This window comes from Kluyvera sp. (genome assembly GCF_965301105.1).
In genome coordinates this window covers 46,205-72,026 of the sequence record NZ_CBDKZX010000013.1, presented here as the reverse complement: position 1 = coordinate 72,026, position 25,822 = coordinate 46,205, and the positions used below count along the sequence as shown (strand labels likewise).

Sequence of the window (25,822 nt, the reverse complement as noted above, 5' to 3'; positions counted from 1 at the left end):
CTGTATGGATTAACAGGAGTGTAATCAAACTACGCTGATTTTGCACCTGTTCCGTTTTAGCGGGTCTTAATTACCAGACGATTACTCTGCTTGACCTCTTCCATCACGACGTAAGTACGGGTGTCGTTAACGCCTGGCAGGCGTAGCAGGGTCTCGCCAAGAAGCTTACGGTAAGCCGACATATCCGGTACACGGGTTTTCAACAGATAGTCGAAATCACCGGATACCAGGTGACATTCTTGAATTTCTTCAAGTTTTTGCACTGCGGCGTTAAATTGTTCAAATACGTCCGGCGCACCGCGATTCAGAGTAATCTCAACAAATACCAGCAGCGATGCATCCAGATAATGCGGGTTTAACAGCGCGGTATAGCCCTGAATAAAACCCTGTCGTTCCAGACGACGTACGCGCTCAAGGCACGGGGTCGGAGAAAGTCCTACTCTTTTGGAAAGCTCGACGTTCGAAATACGCCCATCTTTTTGCAGCTCATTCAGGATGTTGCGGTCGATGCGGTCGAGATCTTTGCCAGGGCGTTTTTTACTATCTACCATTATTATTGTCTCTCTGTATTCCTTCCCTACTCCTGTCTTGACTCTGTGCACTTCACTGTTCAGAGCCTTCTCCCGTTTTCAACACGCCGTTGTTGCTGCAACGACGCATATCCCAGGGGTTGCGTATGAGAAGCCCCGGCGCCTCGCGGCCACCCTCCGACATCACGTATGACGTCTGTCCACACCATACGTAGATTTCAGTGATCCGGGTAAAAATGGCATTTGCGTGCATGAAAATTCACCACACGCGAAACACTGCTTTTCTTCTTCCTTGAATGTTGTCGCAAAAGCACAGGTGATTGTCAAAGCAAAACATCTTTTTTTAGTACAACATGCCAGATATTCATTATCACGCGGGCTTGATTCACATGTAATCGTCTTATAATCCAGCAGCGAACAGTAGAAATAGTTATATTTTTTGATGTTAAAATAAACAATCAATCGGCTCACTCTATTACACATATCGTTAACAAAATCGCTGTGCTCTTTTTTTACGTCTACAAATTCCCTACAATCCCGAACAATGTCTGCCAACAATTATGGGGATCTCATGGGCACGGCCAAACACAGTAAGCTGCTAATCCTTGGTTCTGGACCTGCGGGATACACCGCTGCGGTCTATGCTGCACGCGCAAACCTGCAACCGGTTTTGATTACCGGGCTGGAAAAAGGCGGTCAACTGACCACCACCACCGAGGTGGAAAACTGGCCTGGCGATCCGAACGATCTGACCGGTCCGCTGCTGATGGAACGTATGCACGAGCATGCGACCAAATTTGAAACCGAAATTATTTTTGACCACATTCACAGCGTGGATCTGCAAAACCGTCCGTTCCGTCTTACCGGCGACAGCGGCGAATACACCTGCGATGCGTTAATCATCGCTACCGGCGCGTCTGCCCGTTATCTGGGTCTGCCGTCGGAAGAAGCGTTTAAAGGCCGCGGCGTTTCCGCCTGCGCGACCTGCGACGGGTTCTTCTATCGTAATCAGAAAGTGGCGGTCATCGGCGGCGGCAACACCGCAGTAGAAGAAGCGCTGTACTTGTCCAACATTGCATCAGAAGTGCACCTGATTCACCGTCGTGATTCTTTCCGCGCGGAGAAAATCCTCATCAAGCGTCTGATGGATAAAGTGGAAAGCGGCAATATCGTGCTCCACACCAACCGTACGCTGGAAGAAGTGACCGGCGATCAGATGGGCGTGAGCGGTTTGCGTCTGCGTTCAACCGAGAGCGATGATATTGAATCGCTGGACGTCGCAGGTCTGTTCGTGGCTATCGGCCACAGCCCGAACACGGCGATTTTCGAAGGCCAGCTGGCGCTGGAAAACGGCTACATCAAAGTGCAGTCCGGTATCCACGGCAACGCCACCCAGACCAGCATCCCGGGCGTGTTCGCTGCGGGCGACGTAATGGACCACATTTACCGTCAGGCAATCACCTCTGCGGGCACCGGCTGTATGGCGGCGCTGGACGCGGAACGCTACCTCGACGGTCTGGCCGACGCCTGCAAATAATCTTTACAAGTCAGTAACAAAAGTAAAAAAGGCGACGATAAGTCGCCTTTATTTTTTCTGCGATGTAACATTGCCGCGCCCATAACTGAAACCATTATCCATAAGCCACCTGCTAAGCGCCCAATGAATAAAAGTCGCCAACAAGAACTCACCCGCTGGCTCAAACAGCAAAGCGTCCTGTCTCGCCGCTGGTTGATGCTCTCCCGCCTGCTCGGCTTCGCCAGTGGGATACTGATTATTGCTCAGGCGTGGCTGCTGGCCCGCATCCTTCACCATATGATTATGGAGAACATTCCGCGCGAGGCGCTGCTGATGCCGTTTATTCAGCTGGTGCTGGTTTTCGTCCTCCGCGCCTGGGTGGTGTGGCTGCGCGAGCGGGTCGGTTTTCATGCCGGGCAACAGATTCGCTTTGAGATTCGCCGTCAGGTGCTGGACCGTCTGCAACAGGCTGGCCCGGCGTGGATTCAGGGCAAGCCGGCCGGCAGTTGGGCGACGCTGATTCTTGAGCAAATTGACGATATGCACGACTACTACGCCCGCTACCTGCCACAGATGGCGCTGGCTGCCTGCGTGCCGCTGCTGATCGTCGTCGCCATTTTCCCGTCCAACTGGGTCGCCGCGTTGATACTGCTGGCCACCGCTCCGCTGATCCCGCTGTTTATGGCGCTGGTCGGCATGGGCGCCGCCGACGCCAACCGCCGCAACTTCCTGGCCCTGGCGCGCTTGAGCGGCCACTTCCTGGACCGTCTGCGCGGCATGGATACCTTACGTATTTTTGGCCGTGGAAAAGCCGAGACCGACAATATCCGCGAAGCCTCGCAGGATTTTCGCCAGCGCACCATGGAAGTTCTGCGCCTGGCGTTCCTCTCCTCCGGCGTACTGGAGTTTTTCACCTCCCTTTCAATTGCACTGGTGGCGGTCTATTTCGGTTTCTCATACCTCGGTGAGCTGAATTTTGGCAGCTACGGCGCGGCGGTCACGCTCTCCTCCGGCTTCCTGGCGCTGATTCTGGCCCCTGAATTCTTCCAGCCGCTACGCGATTTGGGGACCTTTTACCACGCCAAAGCCCAGGCGGTAGGCGCTGCCGACAGCCTGAAAACCTTCCTTGAAGCGCCGCTGGCGCACCCGGAACAGGGTGAGCAGATACTGGAGACCAGCGAGCCGGTGTCGCTTTGCGCGAAAGATCTGTTCATCACTTCGCCGGAAGGCAAAATGCTCGTCGGCCCGCTCAACTTCACGCTCAATGCCGGGCAGCGAGTGGTGCTGGTGGGGCAAAGTGGTTCCGGTAAAAGCTCGCTGTTGAACGCACTGGCCGGTTTCCTCCCCTACAGCGGTTCGCTGAAGGTCAACGGTATCGAACTCCGTCATCTGCAACCGGAAAGCTGGCATCGATTGATGAGCTGGGTCGGTCAAAATCCACAGCTGCCGGCCTCCACGCTGCGCGAGAACGTGCTGCTGGGCAACCCGGAGGCCAGCGAAGAACAATTGCATCAGGCGCTGGAAAAAGCGTGGGTCAATGAGTTTCTGCCGCAGCTTCCTGACGGCATTGATACCGCGGTTGGCGAGCAGTCCGCACGCCTCTCCGTCGGCCAGGCGCAGCGCGTCGCCGTCGCCCGCGCCCTCCTCGCTCCTTGCCGTCTGCTGCTGCTCGATGAACCTGCCGCCAGCCTTGATGCTCATAGCGAACAGCGCGTCATGCAGGCGCTGGGTGAAGCCTCAACGCAACAAACGACCCTGATGGTCACCCACCAGTTGGAAGGTATTACCGAGTGGGACGCTATCTGGGTCATGGAAAACGGCCAGATTATCGAGCAAGGCTCGTATTCGCAGCTGGTTGCAGCCAACGGCGTTTTCGCCAGCCTGCTGGCCAATCGTCAGGAGGAGATCTAAATGCGCGCACTGTTGCCTTATCTGGCGCTCTATAAACGCCATAAATGGCTATTAAGCCTCGGCGTGGTTCTGGCGATTGTGACGCTGCTCGCCAGCATCGGCTTGCTGACGCTTTCCGGCTGGTTCCTCTCCGCTTCGGCGGTGGTCGGGTTTGCTGGCGCTTACAGTTTTAACTACATGCTGCCTGCGGCGGGTGTGCGCGGCGCGGCGATTATCCGTACCGCCGGGCGTTACTTTGAACGTCTGGTCAGCCATGACGCCACTTTCCGCGTCTTGCAGCATCTGCGCGTCTTCACCTTCAGCAAACTGCTGCCGCTCTCACCTGCCGGGCTGGCGCGTTTTCGTCAGGGCGAGCTGCTCAACCGCATGGTGGCCGATGTCGATACGCTGGATCATCTCTATCTGCGCGTGATTTCTCCGCTGGTTGGCGCGCTGGTGGTTATCCTGGTCGTTACCGCCGGATTAAGCCTGTTGGACGTCAATCTGGCCCTGACGCTCGGCGGAATTATGCTCGCCACGCTGCTGATACTGCCACCGCTGTTTTATCGCGCGGGTAAACCCACCGGCGAGCAGCTCACTACGCTGCGTGGTCAATATCGCCAGCAGCTCACCGGCTGGCTGCAAGGACAGGCGGAGCTGACCATTTTCAACGCCAGCGATCGCTATCGTAAACAAATGGAACAGACGGAGCTTAACTGGCACGACGCGCAGCGCCGCCAGTCTGAACTGACCGCGCTGTCTCAGGCGCTGATGCTGCTGATTGGCGCCGCAGCCGTGGTCGCGATGTTGTGGCTTGCCGCCGGCGGCGTGGGCGATATCGCCCAGCCGGGCGCATTGATTGCACTGTTTGTTTTCTGCGCGCTGGCGGCCTTTGAAGCTCTGGCCCCGGTGACCGGCGCGTTCCAGCATTTGGGACAGGTGATTGCGTCAGCGCTGCGCGTGAGCCAGATTATCGAGCAACAGCCGGAAGTCACTTTCCCGCAGCAGGCCAGCGTTCGTCCACAGCAGGTAGCGCTCACGCTGAAGGAGGTCGCCTTTACCTATCCAGAGCAGACGCAACCCGCGCTGGAAAATCTCTCGCTGCACGTGGCAGCCGGGGAGCATATCGCTATCCTCGGGCGCACCGGCTGCGGCAAATCAACGCTCCTGCAACTGCTAACCCGCGCATGGGATCCGCAGCAGGGCAGCATTTTGCTCAACGATATCGCGCTTAATCAGTTCGATGAGCAGACGTTACGTCAAACTATGAGCCTGGTGCCGCAACGCGTGCATCTGTTCAGCGCCACGCTGCGTGACAACCTGCTGCTGGCCCGGCCAGATGCCACCGACGATATGCTTAGTGACGTACTGCATCGCACGGGGCTGGAGAAATTGCTGGAAGATGCCGGTCTCAACAGCTGGCTTGGCGAAGGCGGCCGCCAGCTTTCTGGCGGCGAACTGCGCCGTCTGGGCATTGCCCGTGCGCTATTGCACGATGCGCCGCTGATGCTGCTGGACGAACCGACCGAAGGACTGGACGCCACCACAGAAAGCCAGATTCTTGAACTGCTGGCTGAAGTCATGCGCGAAAAAACGCTGCTGATGGTTACCCACCGCCTGCGTGGCCTGGCGCGCTTTAATCGGATAATTGTCATGGACAACGGGCAAATTATTGAGCAAGGTAATCATACAGAACTGCTGGCAAAACAAGGTCGTTACTACCAGTTCAAACAGCGTCTGTAGACTATGATTGAGTTAACTTAGTTTCGTGGGGTTTTCGCGACATGCGCCTTGTGCAGCTTTCTCGTCATTCGATTGCTTTTCCCTCCCCGGAGGGCGCATTACGTGAACCCAACGGGCTGCTGGCGCTCGGCGGCGATCTTGGTCCCGCGCGTCTGCTAATGGCCTATCAACGCGGGATCTTCCCGTGGTTTTCGCCCGGCGACCCGATCCTCTGGTGGTCGCCAGATCCTCGCGCCGTGCTGTGGCCCGAGCAGTTCCATCTCAGCCGCAGTATGAAACGCTTTCATCGCCACTCGCCCTATCGCGTCACGCTCAATTATGCCTTTAGTCAGGTCATCGAGGGCTGCGCGCAGGATCGCCACGAAGGTACCTGGATCACCACCAGCATCAGCCAGGCCTACCATCGCCTGCATGAGCTGGGTCATGCGCATTCTATCGAGGTCTGGCAGGGAGAAACGCTGGTTGGCGGCATGTACGGCGTCGCGATGGGCGAGCTTTTTTGCGGCGAGTCTATGTTCAGCCGCGCGGAGAATGCCTCTAAAACCGCGCTGTACGTCTTCTGTGAGGCGTTTAGCCGTGCGGGCGGCAAACTGATTGACTGCCAGGTGTTAAACAGCCATACCGCGTCTCTGGGCGCGATAGAGATACCTCGCCGCGACTACCTTGAATATCTCAATACGCTACGCATGCAGCCGCTGGAGGACAAATTCTGGGTTCCGGGGCAGCTCTTTTCACCTGAAGCGTAAATGTTTTCAGCACAATTTCCATCAGGATGATATAATTGCCGACGAGAGTCGCTTCTGCCTTTTGCCCCGCCGCCGTTTGGGAATCATTCGAGTCAGATAACGCCCACGTTTATCCTGCTATTTCCGGCCTGGTTCGCGCCCATCACACGCTGTTTTGGTGTGGTGAAAGGGTAATGCGCAAAAACGACTTTCGCCGATTAAGACGGACAATTCTTTACTTACATGATGAACTTCGGCATTATCTTGCCGGTTCAAATTACGGTAGTGATACCCCAGAGGATTAGATGGCCAAAGAAGACAATATTGAAATGCAGGGTACCGTTCTCGAAACGTTACCTAATACCATGTTCCGCGTAGAGTTAGAAAACGGTCACGTGGTTACTGCACACATCTCCGGTAAAATGCGCAAAAACTACATCCGCATCCTGACGGGCGACAAAGTGACTGTTGAGCTGACCCCGTACGACCTGAGCAAAGGCCGCATTGTCTTCCGTAGTCGCTAATCACCGCAGATAATGAGCGTCTGGCGCGAAGTTCGCCGAGCGCTATTTGCCGAATGTGATGCCCTGCTTATGCGGGGCATTTTTTTTGGCTTTCTTTCATCCGTATCATAAAACATAAGTGTCGGGTTTATGCGCCTTTCGCCAGTTATGGCTATCCCGCAACCCTTCAGCCGACTCTTCCGCCACCACGCGCAATTCATCGCTATCAGCCTCATGGCGTAGCTGGTGACCGACGTTCTTAACCCACAAAAATTGGTGGCCTTTATGCCCCGCCATCAGTTGGCCAGAAAATAAGGCACACGTCAGCAACATCACCGATAACGCTTTTGTCAACATCATCCCACCGTTCGGCTAAATCCTGTCGTTAGCATGCCGCGGCTTACGTCGGGTTATTATTCAACAGTTCAAATTTGCGAAAATGATCTGTCAACGTCGCCCGAGAAACGAGAGACAAAAAAAACCGAGCCACTATCAGCTCGGTTTTCGTTTTAATGCGAGTGCTCGCCGTTAATGCGCCGCTTCCGGTTTGTGCTTCTGGGCACTGTGGAAGCCGTAGGTCAGCGCATTTTTCTCTTTATCGAGCGCCACGGTCACCTGACCGCCGTCCACCAGCGAACCAAACAGCAGTTCGTTAGCCAGCGGTTTCTTCAGGTTATCCTGAATCACACGCGCCATTGGACGCGCGCCCATCGCCCGGTCGTAGCCTTTGTCGGCCAGCCAGTTGCGGGCTTCCTGGCTCACTTCCAGCGAGACGCCTTTCTGATCCAGTTGAACCTGCAGCTCGACAATGAACTTATCCACCACCTGATGGATCACGTCGGTAGACAGATGATCAAACCAGATAATGTTGTCCAGACGGTTACGGAACTCTGGCGTAAAGATCTTTTTGATCTCTTCCATCGCGTCGGTGCTGTTGTCCTGCTGGATAAGACCAATCGATTTACGCTCGGTTTCACGTACGCCGGCGTTGGTGGTCATCACCAGCACCACGTTACGGAAATCGGCTTTGCGGCCGTTGTTATCCGTCAGCGTGCCGTTGTCCATTACCTGCAGCAGCAGGTTAAAGACGTCCGGGTGCGCTTTTTCGATTTCGTCCAGCAGCAGTACCGCGTGCGGATGCTTAATCACCGCATCGGTCAGCAGGCCGCCCTGATCAAAACCAACGTATCCCGGAGGCGCGCCGATCAGGCGGCTCACCGTGTGGCGTTCCATATATTCGGACATATCGAAACGCAGCAGCTCAATGCCCATCGCCTTCGCCAGCTGGACGGTCACTTCCGTTTTACCTACCCCGGTCGGGCCAGCAAACAGGAAGGAGCCCACCGGGCGATGCTCGTGGCCGAGACCCGCACGGCTCATTTTAATCGCTTCCGTCAGCGCATCGATGGCGTTATCCTGACCAAATACCAGCATTTTCAGGCGATTGCCGAGCGTTTTCAGCGTATCGCGATCGCTCTGGGAGACGCTTTTCTCCGGGATACGCGCAATGCGCGCGACCACGGATTCAATGTCCGCCACGTTAATCGTTTTCTTACGCTTGCTCACCGGCATCAGGCGAGCGCGGGCGCCAGCCTCATCAATGACATCAATCGCTTTATCCGGCAGATGACGATCGTTGATGTATTTCACCGCCAGTTCCACCGCCGCGCGCACCGCTTTGGCGGTGTAGCGTACGTCATGGTGTGCTTCGTATTTCGGTTTCAGGCCGTTCAGAATCTGCACGGTCTCTTCTACCGACGGTTCGGTAATATCAATTTTCTGGAAACGACGCGCCAGCGCCCTGTCCTTCTCAAAGATATTGCTGAATTCCTGGTAGGTGGTCGAGCCCATCACCCGAATCTTGCCGCTGGAGAGCAGCGGTTTAATCAGGTTTGCCGCGTCCACCTGGCCCCCCGACGCGGCACCCGCACCGATAATGGTGTGGATTTCGTCGATGAACAGAATGCTGTTGGTATCCTGCTCTAACTGTTTGAGCAGCGCTTTAAAGCGTTTTTCGAAATCGCCGCGGTATTTGGTGCCCGCCAGCAGCGAGCCAATATCCAGCGAGTAGATAGTGCAGTCGGCCATGATTTCCGGCACGTCACCGCGCACAATGCGCCATGCCAGGCCTTCGGCAATCGCCGTTTTCCCGACGCCGGATTCCCCCACCAGCAGCGGGTTGTTTTTACGACGGCGGCACAGCACCTGAATGGCGCGCTCCAGCTCTTTGTCGCGACCGATCAGCGGGTCAATGCCCCCAACACGAGCAAGCTGATTAAGGTTGGTGGTGAAGTTTTCCATACGTTCCTCCCCGCCTGCTTGCTCTTCATTAGGTTGCTGATTTCCGGAATCGGAAGGCTGGCTTGGCTCGTCTTTACGCGTGCCGTGAGAGATAAAGTTCACCACGTCGAGACGGCTGACTTCATGTTTGCGCAGCAGATAGGCGGCCTGCGACTCCTGCTCGCTGAAAATCGCCACCAGGACGTTAGCGCCGGTCACTTCGCTACGCCCGGAAGACTGGACGTGGAAGACCGCGCGTTGCAGAACACGCTGGAAGCTGAGCGTCGGTTGTGTTTCGCGCTCTTCTTCACTGACCGGTAGAACCGGCGTGGTTTGTTCGATGAAGGCTTCGAGTTCCTGACGCAGCGCCACCAAATCAACCGAGCACGCTTCCAGCGCTTCACGGGCAGATGGATTGCTAAGCAGAGCCAGCAACAGATGCTCGACGGTCATAAACTCGTGACGGTGCTCGCGCGCTCTGGCGAAAGCCATGTTTAAACTGAGTTCCAGTTCTTGATTGAGCATAGGCACCTCCCCCAATTTTCATGCCTGTATCAGGCTTGTTCCAGCGTACACAGCAGCGGATGCTCGTTCTCCCTCGCGTACTGATTCACCATCGCAACTTTGGTTTCGGCGACTTCTGCCGTAAAAACACCACAAATTGCTTTACCCTGATAGTGAACCGTTAGCATCAACTGTGTTGCGCGTTCTACATCATAAGAAAAGAATTTTTGTAACACGTCAATAACAAACTCCATCGGAGTGTAATCATCATTGACCAATATCACTTTATACATTGACGGGGGTTTAAGCCCATCCTGAAGTTTATCTGCCGCAAGCTGGTCGAAGTCCAGCCAGTCTCTGGTCTTACTCATTGTCAGTCATCATCGTCGGTGTCATCAATTGCTGCTGACGAGGCTGCGTACACGTATGGCTCCGTATTATTGACAGGATTAATGACACATTTCCCCGGCCAGCACGTTACCTTTCGTTCTTGCACATACAGGCTCTCAATTTACTGTAGATCATAGATAACTATCACCTATAGCTGCCATTCGCGAACTCTGTCACATTCCCGTCAATAGCGTTAACTGCTTCAAATTTTGATGCATTTTACCCCTTTAGCCCTCCGCAAACGCTTGACGCACTGTGCGAAATATCTAAATTGTACTGGCGAGAGTTGGTGAGGTTTTGAACAACTCCTGACTCCACCACCGGTTCATTCCATCTACTTATAAACGTATAATAGAGTTACGAAGGATGTCGAAGTATGGAAATGGGTACTGTTAAGTGGTTCAACAATGCCAAAGGGTTCGGTTTCATTTGCCCGGAAGGCGGTGGCGAGGACATCTTCGCCCATTACTCCACCATCCAGATGGATGGGTACAGAACGTTAAAAGCCGGACAAGCCGTCCAGTTTGATGTCCACGAGGGGCCGAAAGGTAATCATGCTAGCCTGATTATCCCCGTGGAAGCAGAAACAGCCGCCTAGTTTACTGCCCCATTGTGTACATCCCGCCGTCAAAATGCCAGTCCTTCTGACTGGCATTTTTTCATTTATTTTTCGCCGTTATTCCCGCGCCAGTGCATCGACAGGGTCGAGCCGCGCCGCGTTCCTTGCCGGTAGCCAGCCAAAGAGCACACCGGTGAGGGTTGAGCAGATAAACGCCGTCAACAGCGCCAGCGGCGAAAAACCAATCTCCCAGCCCGGCAGCACCAGTTGGAGCAGCAGCGCAATCATCAACGACAGCGTGACACCCAGTGCGCCACCCACCAGGCACACCAGAATCGCCTCAATCAAAAACTGCTGCAGGACGTTACTGGCCCGCGCGCCGACCGCCATACGAATGCCGATTTCCCGCGTCCGTTCCGTCACCGACACCAGCATGATATTCATCACGCCAATACCGCCAACCACCAGCGAGATCACCGCCACCAGCGTTAAGAACAGCTGTAATGTATGTGTGGTGCGTTCTGCCGTTTTCAAGATGCTGTCCATATTCCAGACGAAGAAATCTTTCTTGCCGTGACGCAAACTGAGCAGTCGGGTCAACTGCTGTTCGGCGAGACTGCTGTCGTAGCCCTCTTTCACCCTCACGGTAATGGAGTTCAGCCACGCCTGACCCATCACCCGCCCGGACATCGTTGAATACGGTAACCAGACGCGCAGAATCTTGCTGCTGCCAAACATCGACTGTTTCTCATCCGCTACGCCAATCACCGTCGCCGGCGTATTACCCACCAGTATCACTTCCCCCACCACGCTGGCTTTATTAGGGAACAGCTGCCGACGCGTATTGCTGTCGAGCACCACCACCTGCGCGCGTTCTGCGGCCTGGACATCATTAAAGGTGTTGCCCTCGCTGAAGGTCATGCCATAAACGTTGAAGTAGTGCTGACCAATGCCCTGCACGCTGGCCGCAACGTCGATATTCCCAGCGCGGATGCGCAGATTCTTTGATACCGACGGCGTCACCGAGCTCACCCAAGACTGCTTTTCGATCGCCAGCAGATCGTCATACTTCAGCGATTGCTGGTACTGCGGATCGTCATCGCCGAAATCTTTCCCCGGATAGACATCGATAGTATTGGTGCCAATGGAACGGATATCCGCCAGCACCATCTGTTTGGCCGCATCGCCCACCACCACAATCGATACCACCGAGGCGATACCGATAATAATGCCGAGCATGGTCAGCAGCGTGCGCATTTTATTCGCCACCATGGCCAGCCAGGCCATCGACAGCGCTTCACGGAAACTATTGCTGAACTGCCCCCAGCCGGAAGCCGTCTGTATCACCGGCTGACGTGGGGCGACCGTCGTCTGTCGCGCCGGAGGGTTATGGACAATTTCACCGTCGCGAATCTCAATCACGCGCTCTGCTTGCGCGGCCACCTGCGGGTCGTGGGTGACGATAATAATCGTGTGCCCTTGCTCTTTAAGCTGATGGAGAATCGCCATCACCTCTTCACCAGAGCGACTGTCGAGCGCGCCGGTGGGTTCATCGGCAAGGATCACCTGGCCGCCGTTCATCAGCGCGCGGGCAATACTCACCCGCTGCTGCTGACCGCCGGAGAGCTGAGAAGGCGCATAATCGACGCGATCCGCCAGCCCCAGACGTTGCAACAGCTCCTTTGCCCGCGCCAGCCGCGCCTTGCGCTCCACGCCCGCGTACACCGCCGGCACTTCCACATTCTGCGCCGCCGTCAGGTGCGACAACAGGTGATAACGTTGAAAAATAAAGCCAAAGTGCTCGCGGCGCAGCGCGGCCAGCGCATCGCCGTCCAGCGTCGCCACATCGGTTCCCGCCACGCGGTAGGTGCCGCTGGTCGGCTTATCGAGGCAGCCGAGAATATTCATCAGCGTCGATTTCCCCGAACCAGAAGCCCCGACGATCGCCACCATCTCGCCGGCGTTAATTTGCAGTGAGATACCCTTGAGGACCTCAACGCTGCCGTCTCCCGACGGGTAGCTGCGGCGAATCTGGGTTAGCTCAAGCAGTGCGGTCATTTTTCCGCTCCGGCTTTACCTTCTCCAATGATCACCTCATCGCCCGCTTCAAGCCCTTTGGCAATCTCTACGTCGGTGTCGTTGCGCGCACCGATGACCACTTCACGCGTCTTGACTTCGCCGTTGCGCAGTAGACGCACGTTGTAACGATTATCCCCTACGCTATCGCCTAGCGCCGACAGCGGAATGGTCAACACATCGTTGACGCCACCGAGCTGGATATGCACCTGCGCGGTCATCTCCAGACGCAGCACACCGTTAGGGTTCGGCACTTCAAAACGGGCATAGTAGAAGATGGCATCGTTGACTTTTTCCGGCGTCGGCAGGATATCCTTCAGGGTGCCTTCGTAGCGGGTCAGCGGGTCGCCAAGTACGGTAAACCAGGCTTTCTGTCCCGGTTTGAGATGAATGACATCGGCTTCGGAAACCTGAGCTTTCACCAGCATGGTGCTGAGATCCGCCAGCGTCAGAATGTTGGGCGCCTGCTGAGCGGCTATTACCGTCTGCCCTTGTAGCGTGGTAATTTGCGTCACTTCGCCACGCATCGGCGCCACAATACGGGTGTAGTCAAGGTTGGTTTTGGCCGTATCGAGCGAGGCCTGATTGCGTTTAATCTGCGCATCAATGGTACCTATTTGCGCCTGTTTTACCGCCATATCGGTGGCGGCGGTATCCAGATCCTGGCGCGAAACGACCTGAGTTTTCGCCAGCTGTTGCTGGCGTGAGAAGGTGACGCTCGCCAGCTTCCATTCCGCTTCTGCCTGTTTGCGCTGCGCGCGAAGCTCCATCAGCGTCGCTTCCACTTCTTTAATCTGGTTCTGCGCCTGTTCAGGGTCAATCACCCCTAAAAGCTGATCTTTTACCACCTTATCGCCGATGTTCACTGACAGGGTTTTCAACTGCCCGCTCACCTGCGCGCCGACGTCAACTTTGCGCAGCGCGTCAAGCTTACCGGTGGCCAGCACGCTCTGCTCAAGCGAGCCTTTGCGCACAATGAGCGTCTGGTAATTGGGCAACGGTGCGTTGAGCATTTTCCAGACGGCAATGAGCGCCACGATAAGCACGGCAAGCATCAGCCAGTAGCGTTTTTTTAGTTTTCCCTTGATGATCATAAAATCCTGAAATCCCCGAAAATATCGACACAATGTGAAATCAAACTTCAATGCAAGCTAAACAAACCAAGAAAAGTCTGAGCAAACACCCCTGCCCCGCTAATTGATTCATCATGGTGATGTTAAAATCGCCATTCATATGTAATTCTGGATAGTAAACCATGTCACAGCTCAGCGAAAATTCATTCGAGTCTTCCCGCCACCCTTCCGCCCTCGGCCTCTTTTTTAGCCTGTTTAGCGGGCAATGGCGCCCCGGTGAATTCTGGAACAAGCGTAGCTTTCGTCGGAAGTTTATGCTGCGCTCTTTACTGATGCCACGTCTGAGCCGCGAATGGATGAACGAACTGTCCCAATGGTCCCATCTGGATACGCTGCTTACGCGCCAGCCGCGCCTGCCGGTGCGTCTGCATCGCCCGTATCTGGCGGTAAATTTTAGCCGTCACCAGGTGCTGGACGCGCTGCGTTATCACTATACGCTGCTGTCAGAGGCGATGTCCTCCGAAGAGTTAACCACCTACCTGAATACACAGGCCTTAACGCTGGCGCAGATTGAAGGGAAAAATGGTGACACCTTTACTCTTGAGCTGACCATGCAGATTAATCTGGATAAAGAAGGCGATAGCACTATTCTGATGCGCAACGCCGACGGCGATGTGCTGGCGGAGATGACCTTCACCCTGCTTGACTACCAGAACCAGCGCACGCTGTTTATTGGCGGCCTCCAGGGCGGCAAACGCGATTTGCCGCATGAAGCCATTCAGAATGCCACCAAATCCTGCCACGGTTTGTTCCCGAAACGCCTGGTCATGGAAGCTGTATGCCGCTTTGCTGAACGCCTGCACGTGGATCAGATCCTGGCCGTCAGTAACGATGTGCACATTTTCCGCGGCGAACGCTACCAGGATAAGAATAAAAAGATTCTTTCCGATTACGACACGTTTTGGGAAGCGGTGGGCGGCGAGCGCGACAACGAGGGCTACTACCATATTCCGGTCGCTATCGCCCGCAAGGATATTGCTGAAATCGCAAGTAAAAAGCGTGCGGAATATCGCCGTCGCTATGAACTGATGGATGCAATTCAAAGCCAAATGTCGGGCTTATTCCATCAGCCTTAATGTAAATTTCTGCGCGCTGAATCATCAGCGCGTATAAAACAGCTAAAAATGAGCATCACCAAACTTAAACCATTCATAAACAAAATGTAATCTTCACATTCTTTGCATTTGTTGAAATTACGTTGAAGGTTCCGTTGATTAAATAGGCAAAACCTCCTTAACGAGATTTTTCCTATGTCGAGCCTTGTCGATTTTTCCGCGTCCGCGCATCCACAACCTGAATCCAGCTGGCACCTTTTTCGACTACTGTCGACCGGCACGCTTGCGCCCGGCCGTGCGTGGAAAAACCCGGCGTACCGGCGTAAATTCCTGCTGCGCTCGCTGAGCACACCGCGAATGACCGGTAAACTGCTTGGCAGTCTGGCGAAACAACCGCAGCTGATGCAAATTCTGAACGTACAGCCCGGCCTGCCGTGCCGACTGCATCGGCCGTGGCTGTGTACGCACCTGAGCCACCAGCAAACCATTGATGCGCTGTGCTGGCACTACCAGCAGCTGCTGGCCAGACTGCCGGAAAACGTCGCCAATCATTATCTTTCCCCACGCGGCGCGCTGCTGACCACGCTTAGTGGTAAAGACGGACAGCAATACAGCATTCGTCTGTGCGCAGATGCAATGCTGGATAAAGAAGGCGAAGCGACGATTGTTTTCCAGGACGAGAACGACACCGTGCTGGCGGAACTGACGTTTACGCTGTGCCAGTACAACGGGGTAGACACGTTCTTTGTCGGCGGCCTGCAAGGGGCGAAAGCGGACGTGCCGCACCAGCTGATTCAAGCCGCCACCAAAGCCTGCCACGGCTTATTCCCGAAACGTCTGGTGGTGGATGCGCTGTTAACCCTGGGGTCACTGCTGTCCGTTGCACACGTGCGTGCCGTCAGCAACGAAACGCACATTTATCGCAGCCTGCGCTACCGCCATAAAAAACGCGGCAAGCTGCATGCCGACTACAACAGTTTCTGGGCGTCGTTGGGAGCACAGGCCGACGAGGAAGGTGATTACGTTTTACCGCTGACGCTGGCGCGTAAAACGATGGAAGAGATTGCCAGCAAGAAGCGCGCGGAGTACCGCCGTCGCTATGCGCTGCTGGACGAGCTCCAGCAGCAAATTACCGAAACAGTCCAGCGTTAATCCGCTTTCCCGCGCGCCAGCCAGACGACGCGGGAAAACATTTTCTTCAGCAAGGGCGGAACGGCTTCAATACCGCGCCGCCCGGCTTCCATCGCCACTTCAATCGCCAGATCGGGTTTCGATGAACGATGAATCGCTTTGGTGATCACCCGGCGCATATTCATCGGGATGTTTTCCGGCAATTGCGCCACGCGGTGATAAACGCTGGAAAAACCCTGCCGGTACATAAAGTGTTCCATATCCGGCGCGGGCAACGTCGTCAGGTGATGATGTTCGGCTTCACGATCGTTGTTGAGCAGGCTGCGCACCGTGGCCGCATATTTTTTTCCTGCCTCATCCCCATCGACCAGCACGTGCCACTCTATCCCCATTCGACGAGCGAATTTAATCAACGGTTTGAGTCCGGACTGGGCAAACTCAATCACTTTGACCCCTTCAGCATCGAAATGGTGCCCGCACTGGCGCGCCAGCTCGTTAATCACCCAGGTTTCGGTTTCACCTTCCACCAGCAGCCAGCAGCGCGCAAACAGCGATGAGGCGCGATTAAAACGAATGTGGAACGAAATACGGCGACTGTCTTCGGCGTTCATTCCCTCCGGCCCCAGCCGCCATGCCGATACGCGGGAGGACTCACGGACCAGACGGCAAACATTCTGCATTGGCGTGAGCGACAACAGCTCACCGGAGTTGGTGGTCGCCACACGCTGTAATGGCAGCAAGTTGAGCAGATTCCAGGCCACCGACAGCATAATCGGATGCAGCCGCGTTTCCGGGTCCTCCACGAGCAGCAGCGGACGCGCGTCTCTATCGAGTTTGACCGTCCCCTTCGCCTGCAGCAGCGTCGCGAACATGCCCAGCAGGATCACCCGGTGATTGCGCGCGCCGGGCTTGTCGATCATACGGTTAATCAAATCCAGATAGCGCCAACTGCGCTGCTCGTCGTGCGAACGACGGCGCATCAAGCGTTGAATCGCCGGGCCAGAGCCCTGCTCAGAGAAGTAGTGCTCCAGCAGTTGTCCCATCGCCGCCAGCCCCTGGCGTATCTGACCATCGCTGAGATTCTGCGGGCTCGTCACCAGCTCGCGGGAAAGGTAATCGAGCTGGCGCGCGGTGATTTCAACGTCAGGCACATCCGGCACGGTGCCGCTGCGGATGCGGCGCATAAAACGGGCATCACGCAGGCGTAGTACGGGCATCAGGCGAATCAACTCGCGCGCCTGGCCGTCAATATCGTCAATGTCCAACGCCTGACCGTCGCTGTCGATAAAGCTACGGAGCGTCAGCACGCTACCGTCGGCGGCCAATTCACCCTCCAGGCGGTAGAAAATACGTCGAAAACCGTCGTCGCACAGCGTCCAGCAGTCGGAGAGCCCACGGTAGCGTCGGCCCCGGTAGCGGCCGGGTTCGTTTTCGCGAAAAGTCAGTATGATGTGCAGATGGTGCTCACGCCCCTGCACATCGCCGGGCGGAAACCAGAAATCGTTATAGACAAAGTGATACAGCTCATCGTGCGGTGAAAGCAGCAGCGTCAGCGCGTCCAGCAGACTCGATTTACCCCACGCGTTTTCGCCGATTAAGACGTTATTCTCCTCCAGCATCAACGATAATCGATTAATGCCGCGAAACCCTGCAATTTCGGTGCGCTCAAGAAGCATAACCCCTCCGTAACACGATAGCTGCCATCCCTTCGTTATCGGCAGTATAGCGGCATGCGTCGCACTTGACACCAGACTGGCACGCCGCTTGCGTACGGAGTGATGCTTTATTAACCGCTGAAAGTAATAAAGTGCGTTCTCTATCACCTTCCACGATTATTCCGAAAATAATGCACTACACTCTACTTCAAAGAATAAATTGCTCAAGGAATAACACCACATTGTTTTGTATCAAAGTTCGGCTATTTATTTAACTGGTGAGGGATGACGTTCGTTTTTAAAATAATGAGGACTATGCCTGCCACCCATTTTGGTAGGGATATATTCAGTCGTCACCCTTTATGACGATAATAATTTTTAATTCGAGGTGGTTATGTTTAGAAAATTGGCTGCAGAGTGCTTTGGCACCTTCTGGCTGGTATTTGGTGGTTGCGGTAGCGCCGTTCTGGCTGCAGCATTCCCGGAATTAGGGATTGGCTTTGCGGGCGTTGCGCTGGCGTTCGGTTTAACCGTTCTCACCATGGCATTTGCCGTTGGCCATATCTCTGGCGGCCATTTTAACCCGGCAGTGACCCTGGGCCTGTGGGCCGGCGGTCGTTTCCCGGCCAAAGAAGTGATTGGCTATATTGTCGCGCAGGTTGTCGGCGGGATTATCGCCGCTGCCGTATTGTATTTAATCGCCAGCGGTAAAGCGGGCTTTGACGCGGCAGCCAGCGGCTTCGCCTCCAACGGTTACGGCGAACATTCACCGGGCGGCTACTCAATGCTTTCCGCTATCGTGATTGAAATCGTACTGACCTGCGGCTTCCTGCTGGTGATCCACGGCGCAACCGACAAAAATGCCCCGGCAGGCTTCGCACCAATCGCCATCGGCCTGGCGCTGACCCTGATTCACCTCATCAGCATTCCGGTAACTAACACCTCCGTTAACCCGGCGCGTAGTACCGCGGTCGCTATTTTCCAGGGCGGCTGGGCGCTTGACCAGCTGTGGTTGTTCTGGGTGATGCCGATCATCGGCGGTATCCTGGGCGGCGTGATTTATCGCACCCTGCTGGAAAAGAAATAAGCCTTCTGTAAACCGGGCATGGCGTGAATGCGCCAACCCGGCAAAGAAAGACCCGGTAAAGCCGGGTCTTTCTTTTTTCGCAGCTTTACTCGGTATGCGGTTTTCGGTAGTGTCTGTGCGCGATTTAAATACTACAAGGAAGCGTGTTCGTTATGTTATCGGGACTGCTCATCATTCTGGTGCCGTTGGTTATCGGCTATCTGATTCCCCTTACCCACCGCGGTGCGCTGCAGCTGATCAATCGCCTGCTCAGTTGGATTGTTTATCTGATTCTCTTCTTTATGGGGATCAGCCTGGCATTTCTGGATAATCTGGCAGCGAATCTATTATCTATCTTCCACTATTCTGCTATTAGCATTGTGGTTATTTTACTTTGCAATATTGCGGCACTGCTGTGGCTGGAAAAAGTGTTGCCGTGGGGACATCCTCATCATCAGGAAAAATTACCCTCACGCCTCGCGATGGCGCTGGAATCATTAAAGCTGTGCTTTGTGGTTATTGCCGGTTTTGTTCTCGGACTCAGCGGGCTTTCCTTTTTACAGCACGCCACCGATGCCAGCGAATATACGCTCATTTTCTTGCTGTTCCTGGTCGGTATTCAGCTGAGAAACAGCGGCATGACCCTGCGACAAATTATTCTCAACCGCCGCGGCATGGTGATTGCGTTAGTCGTGGTGGCCAGTTCGATGGTTGCCGGCGTCATCAATGCGTTTCTGCTTGGTTTGCCCATTAAAACCGGTCTGGCGATGGCCTCCGGATTTGGCTGGTACTCGCTGTCAGGTATTCTGCTGACCGACGCCTACGGCCCGGTAATCGGTAGCGCCACCTTCTTTAATGACCTGGCGCGCGAGCTACTGGCCATTATGCTCATTCCCGGCCTGGTACGCCGCAGCCGCTCCACCGCGCTTGGCCTGTGCGGCGCCACCTCAATGGACTTCACCCTACCGGTACTCCAGCGTTCTGGCGGCGTGGAAATGGTCCCTCCCGCTATCGTCCACGGCTTTATTCTTAGCCTGCTCGTACCGCTGATGATGGCCTTCTTCACCGCCTGATACCTCCATGGCGGTAGCCTTCGCTGCCGCCAAAATTGCGCTAAATCAACCTCCCTTTAAGTTGCACTAAAAATGCCTTTTCAAGGCTGAGTCTCAGGCTTACCCTTAAACATGTATATTAAATATAACTTTAAAAAGGTGTGACCCATGTTTTGTGTGCAATGTGAACAAACCATCCGTACTCCGGCAGGGAACGGCTGCTCTTACGCTCAGGGTATGTGTGGTAAGACGGCTGAAACGTCCGATCTGCAGGATCTGCTGATTGCGTCTTTGCAAGGTCTGTCCGCATGGGCGGTGAAGGCGCGTGAATACGGCATCATCAACCACGACGTTGATAACTTCGCCCCGCGCGCGTTCTTCTCCACTCTGACCAACGTTAACTTCGACTCTCCGCGTATCGTGGGCTACGCCCGTGAAGCGATTGCCCTGCGTGAAGCGCTGAAAGCGCAGTGCCTGACCAAAGACGCTAACGCCACCGTCGATAACCCGATGGCTGACCTGCAACTGGTCAGTGACGATCTGGGCGATCTGCAAAAACAGGCGGCGGAATTTACCCCGAACAAAGACAAAGCCACCATCGGTGAGAACATTCTCGGTCTGCGCCTGCTGTGTCTGTACGGCTTGAAAGGCGCGGCAGCTTACATGGAACATGCCCACGTTCTCGGCCAGTACGACAACGACATCTATGCTCAGTACCACAAAATCATGGCGTGGCTGGGCACCTGGCCTACCGATATGAACGCTCTGCTGGAGTGCTCTATGGAAATCGGCCAGATGAACTTCAAAGTGATGAGCATTCTGGACGCTGGTGAAACCACCAAATACGGCCACCCGACCCCGACTCAGGTCAACGTGAAAGCCACTGAAGGTAAGTGCATCCTGATCTCCGGTCACGACCTGAAAGATCTCTACAACCTGCTGGAACAAACCGAAGGCACCGGCGTTAACGTCTATACCCACGGTGAAATGCTGCCAGCGCACGGCTACCCGGAACTGCGTAAGTTCAAACACCTGATCGGTAACTACGGCAGCGGCTGGCAGAATCAGCAGGTTGAATTCGCCCGCTTCCCAGGACCGATCGTGATGACCTCTAACTGCATCATCGACCCAACCGTTGGCGCCTACGACGACCGTATCTGGACCCGTAGCATCGTCGGCTGGCCGGGCGTGAGCCACCTGGAAGGCGATGACTTCGGTCCAGTTATCGCCCAGGCCCAGCAAATGGCGGGCTTCCCGTACAGCGAAATTCCGCACCTGATCACCGTAGGTTTCGGTCGTCAGACCCTACTGGGCGCAGCTGATACCCTGATTGACCTGGTGAGCCGTGAAAAACTGCGTCACATCTTCCTGGTGGGCGGCTGCGACGGCGCGCGCGGCGAACGTAACTACTTCACCGACTTCGCCACCAGCGTGCCGGACGACTGCCTGATCCTGACTCTGGCCTGCGGTAAATACCGTTTCAACAAACTGGAGTTCGGCGATATCGAAGGCCTGCCGCGTCTGGTGGATGCCGGTCAGTGTAACGATGCATACTCTGCCATCATCCTGGCGGTCACTCTGGCAGAGAAACTGGGCTGTGGCGTCAACGATCTGCCGCTGTCGCTGGTGCTCTCCTGGTTCGAACAGAAAGCGATCGTGATTCTGCTGACCCTGCTGTCGCTCGGCGTGAAAAACATCGTTACTGGCCCGACGGCGCCAGGCTTCTTCACGCCGGACCTGCTGGCTGTGCTCAACGAGAAATTTGGTCTGCGTTCCGTGACCACCGTTGAAGAAGATATGAAGCAGCTGTTGAGCGCGTAAGGAGTTAAGCATGACAATGCCAACAAGTCAGTGCCCATGGCGGATGCAGGTTCACCACATCCATCAGGAAACGCCGGATGTATGGACCATTTCGTTGCTGTGCCACGACTATTATCCGTACCGCGCCGGGCAGTACGCACTGGTCAGCGTGCGCAACTCAGCGGAGACCCTGCGTGCTTACACCATTTCCTCTACGCCGGGAGTCAGCGAGTACATCACGCTGACCGTTCGCCGCATTGACGATGGCGCAGGTTCACAGTGGCTGACCCGTGACGTGAAACGCGGCGATTATATCTGGCTGTCCGATGCCATGGGCGATTTCATCTGCGAAGACAAAGCGAATGACAAATTCCTGATGCTGGCGGCTGGCTGTGGCGTGACGCCAATCATGTCTATGCGTCGCTGGTTGGCGAAGTACCGTCCGCAGGCCGATGTGCAGGTGATCTTTAACGTCCGTTCGCCGGAAGATGTGATCTTCGCCGACGAATGGCGTCAGTATCCGGTCACCCTGGTGGCGGAAAACAACGCCACCCACGGTTTTGTCTCCGGTCGTCTGAGCACCGAGTTGCTGAAAAGCGTACCGGATCTGGCGTCTCGCACCGTGATGACCTGTGGCCCGGCACCGTATATGGAGCTTGTCGAAAAAGAAGTGAAAGCGCTGGGCGTGACCCGCTTCTTTAAAGAGAAGTTCTTCACCCCGGTTGCCGACGCAGCCACCAGCGGCCTGAAGTTCACCAAACTACAGCCAGCGAAAGAGTTCTACTCTCCGGTTGGTACCACCTTGCTGGACGCGCTGGAAAGCAACAAGGTGCCAGTAGTGGCGGCCTGCCGTGCAGGCGTATGCGGCTGCTGCAAAACCAAGGTGGTTTCCGGTGACTATACGGTCACCAGCACTATGACGTTAAGCGATGCGGAAATTGCCGACGGGTACGTGCTGGCGTGTTCCTGCCATCCGCAGGGCGACCTGGTACTGGCGTAATTCACCCATTAGGGCAAAAGGCTACCCCGCATAACGGGTGGCCTTTTTTAATGGGCATGCATAAAGATAAACAGCTGCCGATTGTCACCACGTATTGTTTTTATCATCAATCCATATCCTCGCAAAATCTGGCCAACACTGCGGATGGCAATGAATCCCCTTCACTGATTTTGGATACCGCAACGTGTACTGCTTTTGATACAGAGGAACGATCAAATGATGGCGAATAGCATGGCGCTGAAGCGCAATAAGGAGCCGTTTATGACGTTCCGGTTCTCGGTGTACCGACCTGTCCAGTAACCTTATCACGCGTTTTTGACTCTCTTTTGGCCAGAACACCTTTACCATGCTGCTTCTGCGCCAGCGTTCCTCAAAGGTAAATGCTGCTTGCTGGACAGAACTTAAGTAGCCCAGGGCAATATCCATGCTTTCCCAGACCGCCCCGCTTGCCGGCCAGTGGGTATTATGAATGGCCCGTGTCGTTAACCGACATCCGACACGCAGCAAATATCGGGCAAACATTTTGACGAAAATTTCCGTATCCGGCGTACTGAAATAGGCCATGGAAAGCAGCGGAGGGAGCTCGGACATGTCCATTTCCTTTCCAGACATCGTCAGCCAACTCTCAACGGGCAGCAGATCAGACTGCTTCTTCATCATGCTGCTCGCCAGAGTTTTCGCGATTTCTGTCAGCGTGATGCGCTGCTGACGAGAGAGAATACTCGCGCTGCTATTGTTAAATGCCAGGAAGGAAAACGTATCGCTACAGGTCAAGGTTTCTGTCCTCTCCTGCCGCTCCGTAGAGCGCTCGGTCTCAAGTTGAACCACGCCCCAATCCTTTACTTTCCGCAAACGCGTTTCAAGCGTAATCGCACGCGCTAGCGGCATTTCACCGTACCAGCCGGGAAAGCGGACAAGTGAGATACCGTCATCAGTATGTTTAGCGATCAAAAACGGGCCGATGCCAACAGTGGGAAAAACCGGATGCGGTATTGCAACAACCGGATTCGCCAAACGATGCAGTAACATCTCATCAGGTTGCGTCAGATGGAACTCAATACATTGCTGGTCAGCGGTAATATTCTGAACATAAGGTAACGCTTCTGTTCCTGCAAAAGCGCGCAATGTGCGCGCGCAATCAACAACACTGAACGGATCGTTATTATGCCAGACCAGCCCCTGTCGAAGATAAAAGCGCCAGCACGTTCTATCGGTAGAAACCTCTACATGGTGGGCAAGAGCCAATTCTGGCTGCGTATTACCGTCAAGATACCTCGCCAATCCCACATGAACCATCCTGATTAAATGCCGGGTGAGATGCTGTGCCGATAATTTAGGAACGATCGCAGAAATCGGACGATAGTAAGGAAAGATGAAATGATACCCGCCAGACGCGGGTATCATCGATAGGGGGGTCACTGAGGAGTTAACAGGAGCATCAATACCTTCCTGAAGGTGCTGGATGTCATGTCGGCACTGTATAAGACTTTGCTTCCCCCGCCCAGGCAGGGAAGCCCAGCTAATCCAGCCAATTTGTTGCATCTCTTTTAATAGCGTACGAGCATAACGCGGCGAGCAAGCGAGGGTATCAGCAACATCCTGTAACTGTACTTCACGCCGCTGGTTTTGATAGCGGTTCAACAGTCTTTTATATTGTCGTGCCAGCCGGAGTAATCTCGCGTCTGGCGCTATATTGTTAGACTGCTGGATCATTTCTCACCACCATTTTTTACCGGGAAGTCTCTTTAAAACTAGCGCGATTCTAATACCATACAATAAATCGCATTTAACTTATTATAGTTGCAGGCTGGTCATCTATATTACAAATAAGCCGTTGACAAATCAAAACCAAAGCAAACAAAAAACACCAAAAATCTCAACATTGCAAAATTTAACACCAACAAACAAACAAAAAACAGAATAAAAAACCGGATATCAGTGTCCGATTTAACACATAAAACTAAAAACAAAATGCCAGATAAATTTTCATCAATCATTTCAATTAGTTACATGAATTACCTGACAGTTGTTAAAAACAGAATAAAATCGTAATATATCCCCAATCCGATTCCCACGGGCCAGAAAATAAAACTTAAACCATCAAAAATGGGGTACGATTTATCGTGATTTAAGGTTTTTTATTACCTCACTGCAATATCTCAACAAAGACCTAAATTGCAATAATTAAACCTGCACTTGAATTTTAAAAGCATAGTAATTCTTATTATATGATGCAACAAAGAAATATTTTTATATCGTATCTTGTATTGATTATTTCATCCATCTCACTGTTATGTGTCTTTCAGTTAAATAACAGGGAAAACATTAGAGTAAGCAATGTTTTAAAAACCGTCTCGTTTCGGCATTTGATGTTACAAAAAACGCTCTCAGATCAACTTCAGGCAATGTGCCCTGAGGCGGACATTAACCGTAAAGATCTTCATCGTGAGATACAGAAAGAAAAACCAATTGAGTGGAAAAACACAACGACACAACCGATGTCAGAAGTACAATCCGGAGAAAACAATAATCATTGCCAAAAAATAAAAAGGATAAACATTAAACTTAATGAGGTGAGTAAAAAGGAACAACAGGAAGTAAAGTCAGTAATACATAACCTGTCTATACTGAGTTACCTCAATCCTATATTACTACTCATTATACCTCTGTCTTTTGCTATTTGGCGCACGGGAGGTTATATACGTTTAGTTCGCGAACGTAAAAACCTTTATATCGATTCTCTCACCGGAGCTTATAACCGACATTATCTTTATGAAGAGACAAAAAACAACAAACCAAGCCATCTCATCATGCTTGACCTGGATAATTTCAAGCAAATTAATGATAACTATGGCCATCTAATTGGCGATCGAATTTTGGTGGCCTTTAGTAGACTTTTGCGACATTCGTTACGTAGTACAGATCGTATCGTTCGTTTCGGTGGAGATGAATTCATCATTATGCTCTACGACTTCAAACCTGAAGATGCAGAACAATTGATTAAGCGATTACGATTTATGTCGCGTCAATATATAAAGGTTGATGAGCACAATATAATATTGCTACCAGAATTCTCTGTCGGGTTAGCTGAGTATTCAGGGACGCTTGAAGAAACGATTAGCAGAGCCGATGCTTTTGTTTATCAGGAAAAATCTGTTCATCAACATAATACATAATTTGGTTTAGTGCGCTTCTCTTTGCCTTATGTACTTGC

General features: G+C 53.8%; 22 protein-coding genes. 13 read left to right on the top strand and 9 right to left on the bottom strand.

Features of this window, described 5'->3' with window-relative positions; genetic code table 11:
• Nucleotides 1-56: 56 nt before the first annotated feature.
• Nucleotides 57-551, bottom strand: a complete 495-nt coding sequence (gene lrp / locus ACW14G_RS07960; RefSeq protein ID WP_000228469.1) for a leucine-responsive transcriptional regulator Lrp — start codon at nucleotides 549-551, stop codon at nucleotides 57-59.
• Between the two features lie 550 nt (nucleotides 552-1,101).
• Here lrp and trxB point away from each other — a divergent pair.
• The 5 genes from trxB to infA all read left to right on the top strand — a co-directional run bounded on the left by trxB (nucleotide 1,102) and on the right by infA (nucleotide 6,928).
• Nucleotides 1,102-2,067 (top strand): thioredoxin-disulfide reductase, encoded by a 966-nt coding sequence (gene trxB, locus ACW14G_RS07955; RefSeq protein WP_163447739.1) that lies wholly within the window; start codon nucleotides 1,102-1,104, stop codon nucleotides 2,065-2,067.
• 123 nt (nucleotides 2,068-2,190) lie between these two features.
• Nucleotides 2,191-3,957, top strand: coding sequence for a heme ABC transporter permease/ATP-binding protein CydD (gene cydD / locus ACW14G_RS07950; protein WP_249022095.1), 1,767 nt, complete (start codon nucleotides 2,191-2,193; stop codon nucleotides 3,955-3,957).
• On the top strand, nucleotides 3,958-5,679 hold the full coding sequence (gene cydC / locus ACW14G_RS07945; protein ID WP_223802237.1) for a heme ABC transporter ATP-binding protein/permease CydC: 1,722 nt from the start codon (nucleotides 3,958-3,960) through the stop codon (nucleotides 5,677-5,679).
• Between the two features lie 41 nt (nucleotides 5,680-5,720).
• Nucleotides 5,721-6,425: a leucyl/phenylalanyl-tRNA--protein transferase gene (gene aat, locus ACW14G_RS07940; protein ID WP_223802236.1), complete on the top strand. Its 705-nt coding sequence runs from the start codon at nucleotides 5,721-5,723 to the stop codon at nucleotides 6,423-6,425.
• A 284-nt stretch (nucleotides 6,426-6,709) separates the two neighbouring features.
• The gene (infA, locus tag ACW14G_RS07935) at nucleotides 6,710-6,928 is read left to right on the top strand and encodes a translation initiation factor IF-1 (protein WP_001040187.1); all 219 of its coding nucleotides are present in this window, start codon (nucleotides 6,710-6,712) and stop codon (nucleotides 6,926-6,928) included.
• 105 nt (nucleotides 6,929-7,033) lie between these two features.
• On the opposite strand, the gene ACW14G_RS07930 is transcribed toward infA, so the two are convergent.
• The 3 genes from ACW14G_RS07930 to clpS form a co-directional block, all read right to left on the bottom strand.
• Nucleotides 7,034-7,264, bottom strand: coding sequence for a DUF2554 family protein (locus ACW14G_RS07930; protein ID WP_249022096.1), 231 nt, complete (start codon nucleotides 7,262-7,264; stop codon nucleotides 7,034-7,036).
• A 171-nt stretch (nucleotides 7,265-7,435) separates the two neighbouring features.
• The gene (clpA, locus tag ACW14G_RS07925) at nucleotides 7,436-9,712 is read right to left on the bottom strand and encodes an ATP-dependent Clp protease ATP-binding subunit ClpA (protein ID WP_163447744.1); all 2,277 of its coding nucleotides are present in this window, start codon (nucleotides 9,710-9,712) and stop codon (nucleotides 7,436-7,438) included.
• Between the two features lie 29 nt (nucleotides 9,713-9,741).
• Nucleotides 9,742-10,062, bottom strand: a complete 321-nt coding sequence (gene clpS, locus ACW14G_RS07920; RefSeq protein WP_064548721.1) for an ATP-dependent Clp protease adapter ClpS — start codon at nucleotides 10,060-10,062, stop codon at nucleotides 9,742-9,744.
• A gap of 395 nt (nucleotides 10,063-10,457) precedes the next feature.
• Between clpS and cspD the strand changes: the two genes are divergently transcribed.
• Nucleotides 10,458-10,679 (top strand): cold shock-like protein CspD, encoded by a 222-nt coding sequence (cspD, locus tag ACW14G_RS07915; RefSeq protein WP_163447745.1) that lies wholly within the window; start codon nucleotides 10,458-10,460, stop codon nucleotides 10,677-10,679.
• 78 nt (nucleotides 10,680-10,757) lie between these two features.
• On the opposite strand, the gene macB is transcribed toward cspD, so the two are convergent.
• Nucleotides 10,758-12,698, bottom strand: a complete 1,941-nt coding sequence (gene macB, locus ACW14G_RS07910) for a macrolide ABC transporter ATP-binding protein/permease MacB (RefSeq protein WP_249022097.1) — start codon at nucleotides 12,696-12,698, stop codon at nucleotides 10,758-10,760.
• Nucleotides 12,695-13,810: a macrolide transporter subunit MacA gene (gene macA, locus ACW14G_RS07905; protein ID WP_163447747.1), complete on the bottom strand. Its 1,116-nt coding sequence runs from the start codon at nucleotides 13,808-13,810 to the stop codon at nucleotides 12,695-12,697. Before macA ends, macB begins: the two co-directional genes overlap by 4 nt.
• Nucleotides 13,811-13,971: 161 nt before the next feature.
• Here macA and ACW14G_RS07900 point away from each other — a divergent pair, with 161 nt between their 5' ends.
• Both ACW14G_RS07900 and ACW14G_RS07895 read left to right on the top strand, forming a co-directional pair.
• Nucleotides 13,972-14,925: a VirK/YbjX family protein gene (locus tag ACW14G_RS07900; protein WP_249022098.1), complete on the top strand. Its 954-nt coding sequence runs from the start codon at nucleotides 13,972-13,974 to the stop codon at nucleotides 14,923-14,925.
• Nucleotides 14,926-15,099: 174 nt separating this feature from the next.
• Nucleotides 15,100-16,056 carry a VirK/YbjX family protein gene (locus ACW14G_RS07895; RefSeq protein WP_167576303.1) on the top strand — a complete coding sequence of 319 codons (957 nt, stop codon included), beginning with the start codon at nucleotides 15,100-15,102 and terminating at the stop codon, nucleotides 16,054-16,056.
• Here the strand turns inward: ACW14G_RS07895 and ACW14G_RS07890 are convergent.
• Together ACW14G_RS07890 and ACW14G_RS07885 are read right to left on the bottom strand one after the other, a co-directional pair.
• Nucleotides 16,053-17,711 (bottom strand): ATP-dependent endonuclease, encoded by a 1,659-nt coding sequence (locus ACW14G_RS07890; RefSeq protein WP_163447750.1) that lies wholly within the window; start codon nucleotides 17,709-17,711, stop codon nucleotides 16,053-16,055. The genes ACW14G_RS07895 and ACW14G_RS07890 overlap by 4 nt on opposite strands.
• Nucleotides 17,701-17,865: a hypothetical protein gene (locus ACW14G_RS07885; protein WP_411908097.1), complete on the bottom strand. Its 165-nt coding sequence runs from the start codon at nucleotides 17,863-17,865 to the stop codon at nucleotides 17,701-17,703. Before ACW14G_RS07885 ends, ACW14G_RS07890 begins: the two co-directional genes overlap by 11 nt.
• A gap of 219 nt (nucleotides 17,866-18,084) precedes the next feature.
• Between ACW14G_RS07885 and aqpZ the strand changes: the two genes are divergently transcribed.
• The 4 genes from aqpZ (at nucleotide 18,085) to hcr (ending at nucleotide 22,608) form a co-directional block, all read left to right on the top strand.
• Complete coding sequence (aqpZ, locus tag ACW14G_RS07880) at nucleotides 18,085-18,777, top strand: aquaporin Z (protein ID WP_064548706.1); 693 nt, start codon at nucleotides 18,085-18,087, stop codon at nucleotides 18,775-18,777.
• A gap of 152 nt (nucleotides 18,778-18,929) precedes the next feature.
• On the top strand, nucleotides 18,930-19,829 hold the full coding sequence (locus tag ACW14G_RS07875; protein ID WP_167576304.1) for a lysine exporter LysO family protein: 900 nt from the start codon (nucleotides 18,930-18,932) through the stop codon (nucleotides 19,827-19,829).
• Nucleotides 19,830-19,976: 147 nt separating this feature from the next.
• Entirely contained in the window at nucleotides 19,977-21,629 is a 1,653-nt protein-coding gene (gene hcp / locus ACW14G_RS07870) for a hydroxylamine reductase (RefSeq protein WP_223802231.1), read from the top strand.
• Nucleotides 21,630-21,639: 10 nt separating this feature from the next.
• On the top strand, nucleotides 21,640-22,608 hold the full coding sequence (gene hcr, locus ACW14G_RS07865) for an NADH oxidoreductase (RefSeq protein WP_163447753.1): 969 nt from the start codon (nucleotides 21,640-21,642) through the stop codon (nucleotides 22,606-22,608).
• Nucleotides 22,609-22,692: 84 nt separating this feature from the next.
• Here hcr and ACW14G_RS07860 read toward each other — a convergent pair whose 3' ends face one another.
• Nucleotides 22,693-24,321, bottom strand: a complete 1,629-nt coding sequence (locus tag ACW14G_RS07860; protein ID WP_249022099.1) for an SgrR family transcriptional regulator — start codon at nucleotides 24,319-24,321, stop codon at nucleotides 22,693-22,695.
• A gap of 656 nt (nucleotides 24,322-24,977) precedes the next feature.
• On the opposite strand from ACW14G_RS07860, the gene ACW14G_RS07855 reads away from it, so the two are divergent.
• The gene (locus tag ACW14G_RS07855) at nucleotides 24,978-25,784 is read left to right on the top strand and encodes a GGDEF domain-containing protein (RefSeq protein WP_163447755.1); all 807 of its coding nucleotides are present in this window, start codon (nucleotides 24,978-24,980) and stop codon (nucleotides 25,782-25,784) included.
• Nucleotides 25,785-25,822: the final 38 nt, after the last annotated feature.

Coding starts and splice junctions, on each gene's coding strand:
- ACW14G_RS07875 (WP_167576304.1), top strand. CDS start 18,930: ATGTTATCGGGACTGCTCATCATTCTGGTGCCGTTGGTTATCGGCTAT.
- ACW14G_RS07860 (WP_249022099.1), bottom strand. CDS start 24,321: ATGATCCAGCAGTCTAACAATATAGCGCCAGACGCGAGATTACTCCGG.
- ACW14G_RS07855 (WP_163447755.1), top strand. CDS start 24,978: ATGTTACAAAAAACGCTCTCAGATCAACTTCAGGCAATGTGCCCTGAG.
- hcp (WP_223802231.1), top strand. CDS start 19,977: ATGTTTTGTGTGCAATGTGAACAAACCATCCGTACTCCGGCAGGGAAC.
- ACW14G_RS07930 (WP_249022096.1), bottom strand. CDS start 7,264: ATGTTGACAAAAGCGTTATCGGTGATGTTGCTGACGTGTGCCTTATTT.
- aqpZ (WP_064548706.1), top strand. CDS start 18,085: ATGTTTAGAAAATTGGCTGCAGAGTGCTTTGGCACCTTCTGGCTGGTA.
- hcr (WP_163447753.1), top strand. CDS start 21,640: ATGACAATGCCAACAAGTCAGTGCCCATGGCGGATGCAGGTTCACCAC.
- ACW14G_RS07895 (WP_167576303.1), top strand. CDS start 15,100: ATGTCGAGCCTTGTCGATTTTTCCGCGTCCGCGCATCCACAACCTGAA.
- clpA (WP_163447744.1), bottom strand. CDS start 9,712: ATGCTCAATCAAGAACTGGAACTCAGTTTAAACATGGCTTTCGCCAGA.
- infA (WP_001040187.1), top strand. CDS start 6,710: ATGGCCAAAGAAGACAATATTGAAATGCAGGGTACCGTTCTCGAAACG.
- aat (WP_223802236.1), top strand. CDS start 5,721: ATGCGCCTTGTGCAGCTTTCTCGTCATTCGATTGCTTTTCCCTCCCCG.
- trxB (WP_163447739.1), top strand. CDS start 1,102: ATGGGCACGGCCAAACACAGTAAGCTGCTAATCCTTGGTTCTGGACCT.
- macA (WP_163447747.1), bottom strand. CDS start 13,810: ATGATCATCAAGGGAAAACTAAAAAAACGCTACTGGCTGATGCTTGCC.
- macB (WP_249022097.1), bottom strand. CDS start 12,698: ATGACCGCACTGCTTGAGCTAACCCAGATTCGCCGCAGCTACCCGTCG.
- cydC (WP_223802237.1), top strand. CDS start 3,958: ATGCGCGCACTGTTGCCTTATCTGGCGCTCTATAAACGCCATAAATGG.
- lrp (WP_000228469.1), bottom strand. CDS start 551: ATGGTAGATAGTAAAAAACGCCCTGGCAAAGATCTCGACCGCATCGAC.
- ACW14G_RS07900 (WP_249022098.1), top strand. CDS start 13,972: ATGTCACAGCTCAGCGAAAATTCATTCGAGTCTTCCCGCCACCCTTCC.
- ACW14G_RS07890 (WP_163447750.1), bottom strand. CDS start 17,711: ATGCTTCTTGAGCGCACCGAAATTGCAGGGTTTCGCGGCATTAATCGA.
- cydD (WP_249022095.1), top strand. CDS start 2,191: ATGAATAAAAGTCGCCAACAAGAACTCACCCGCTGGCTCAAACAGCAA.
- clpS (WP_064548721.1), bottom strand. CDS start 10,062: ATGAGTAAGACCAGAGACTGGCTGGACTTCGACCAGCTTGCGGCAGAT.
- cspD (WP_163447745.1), top strand. CDS start 10,458: ATGGAAATGGGTACTGTTAAGTGGTTCAACAATGCCAAAGGGTTCGGT.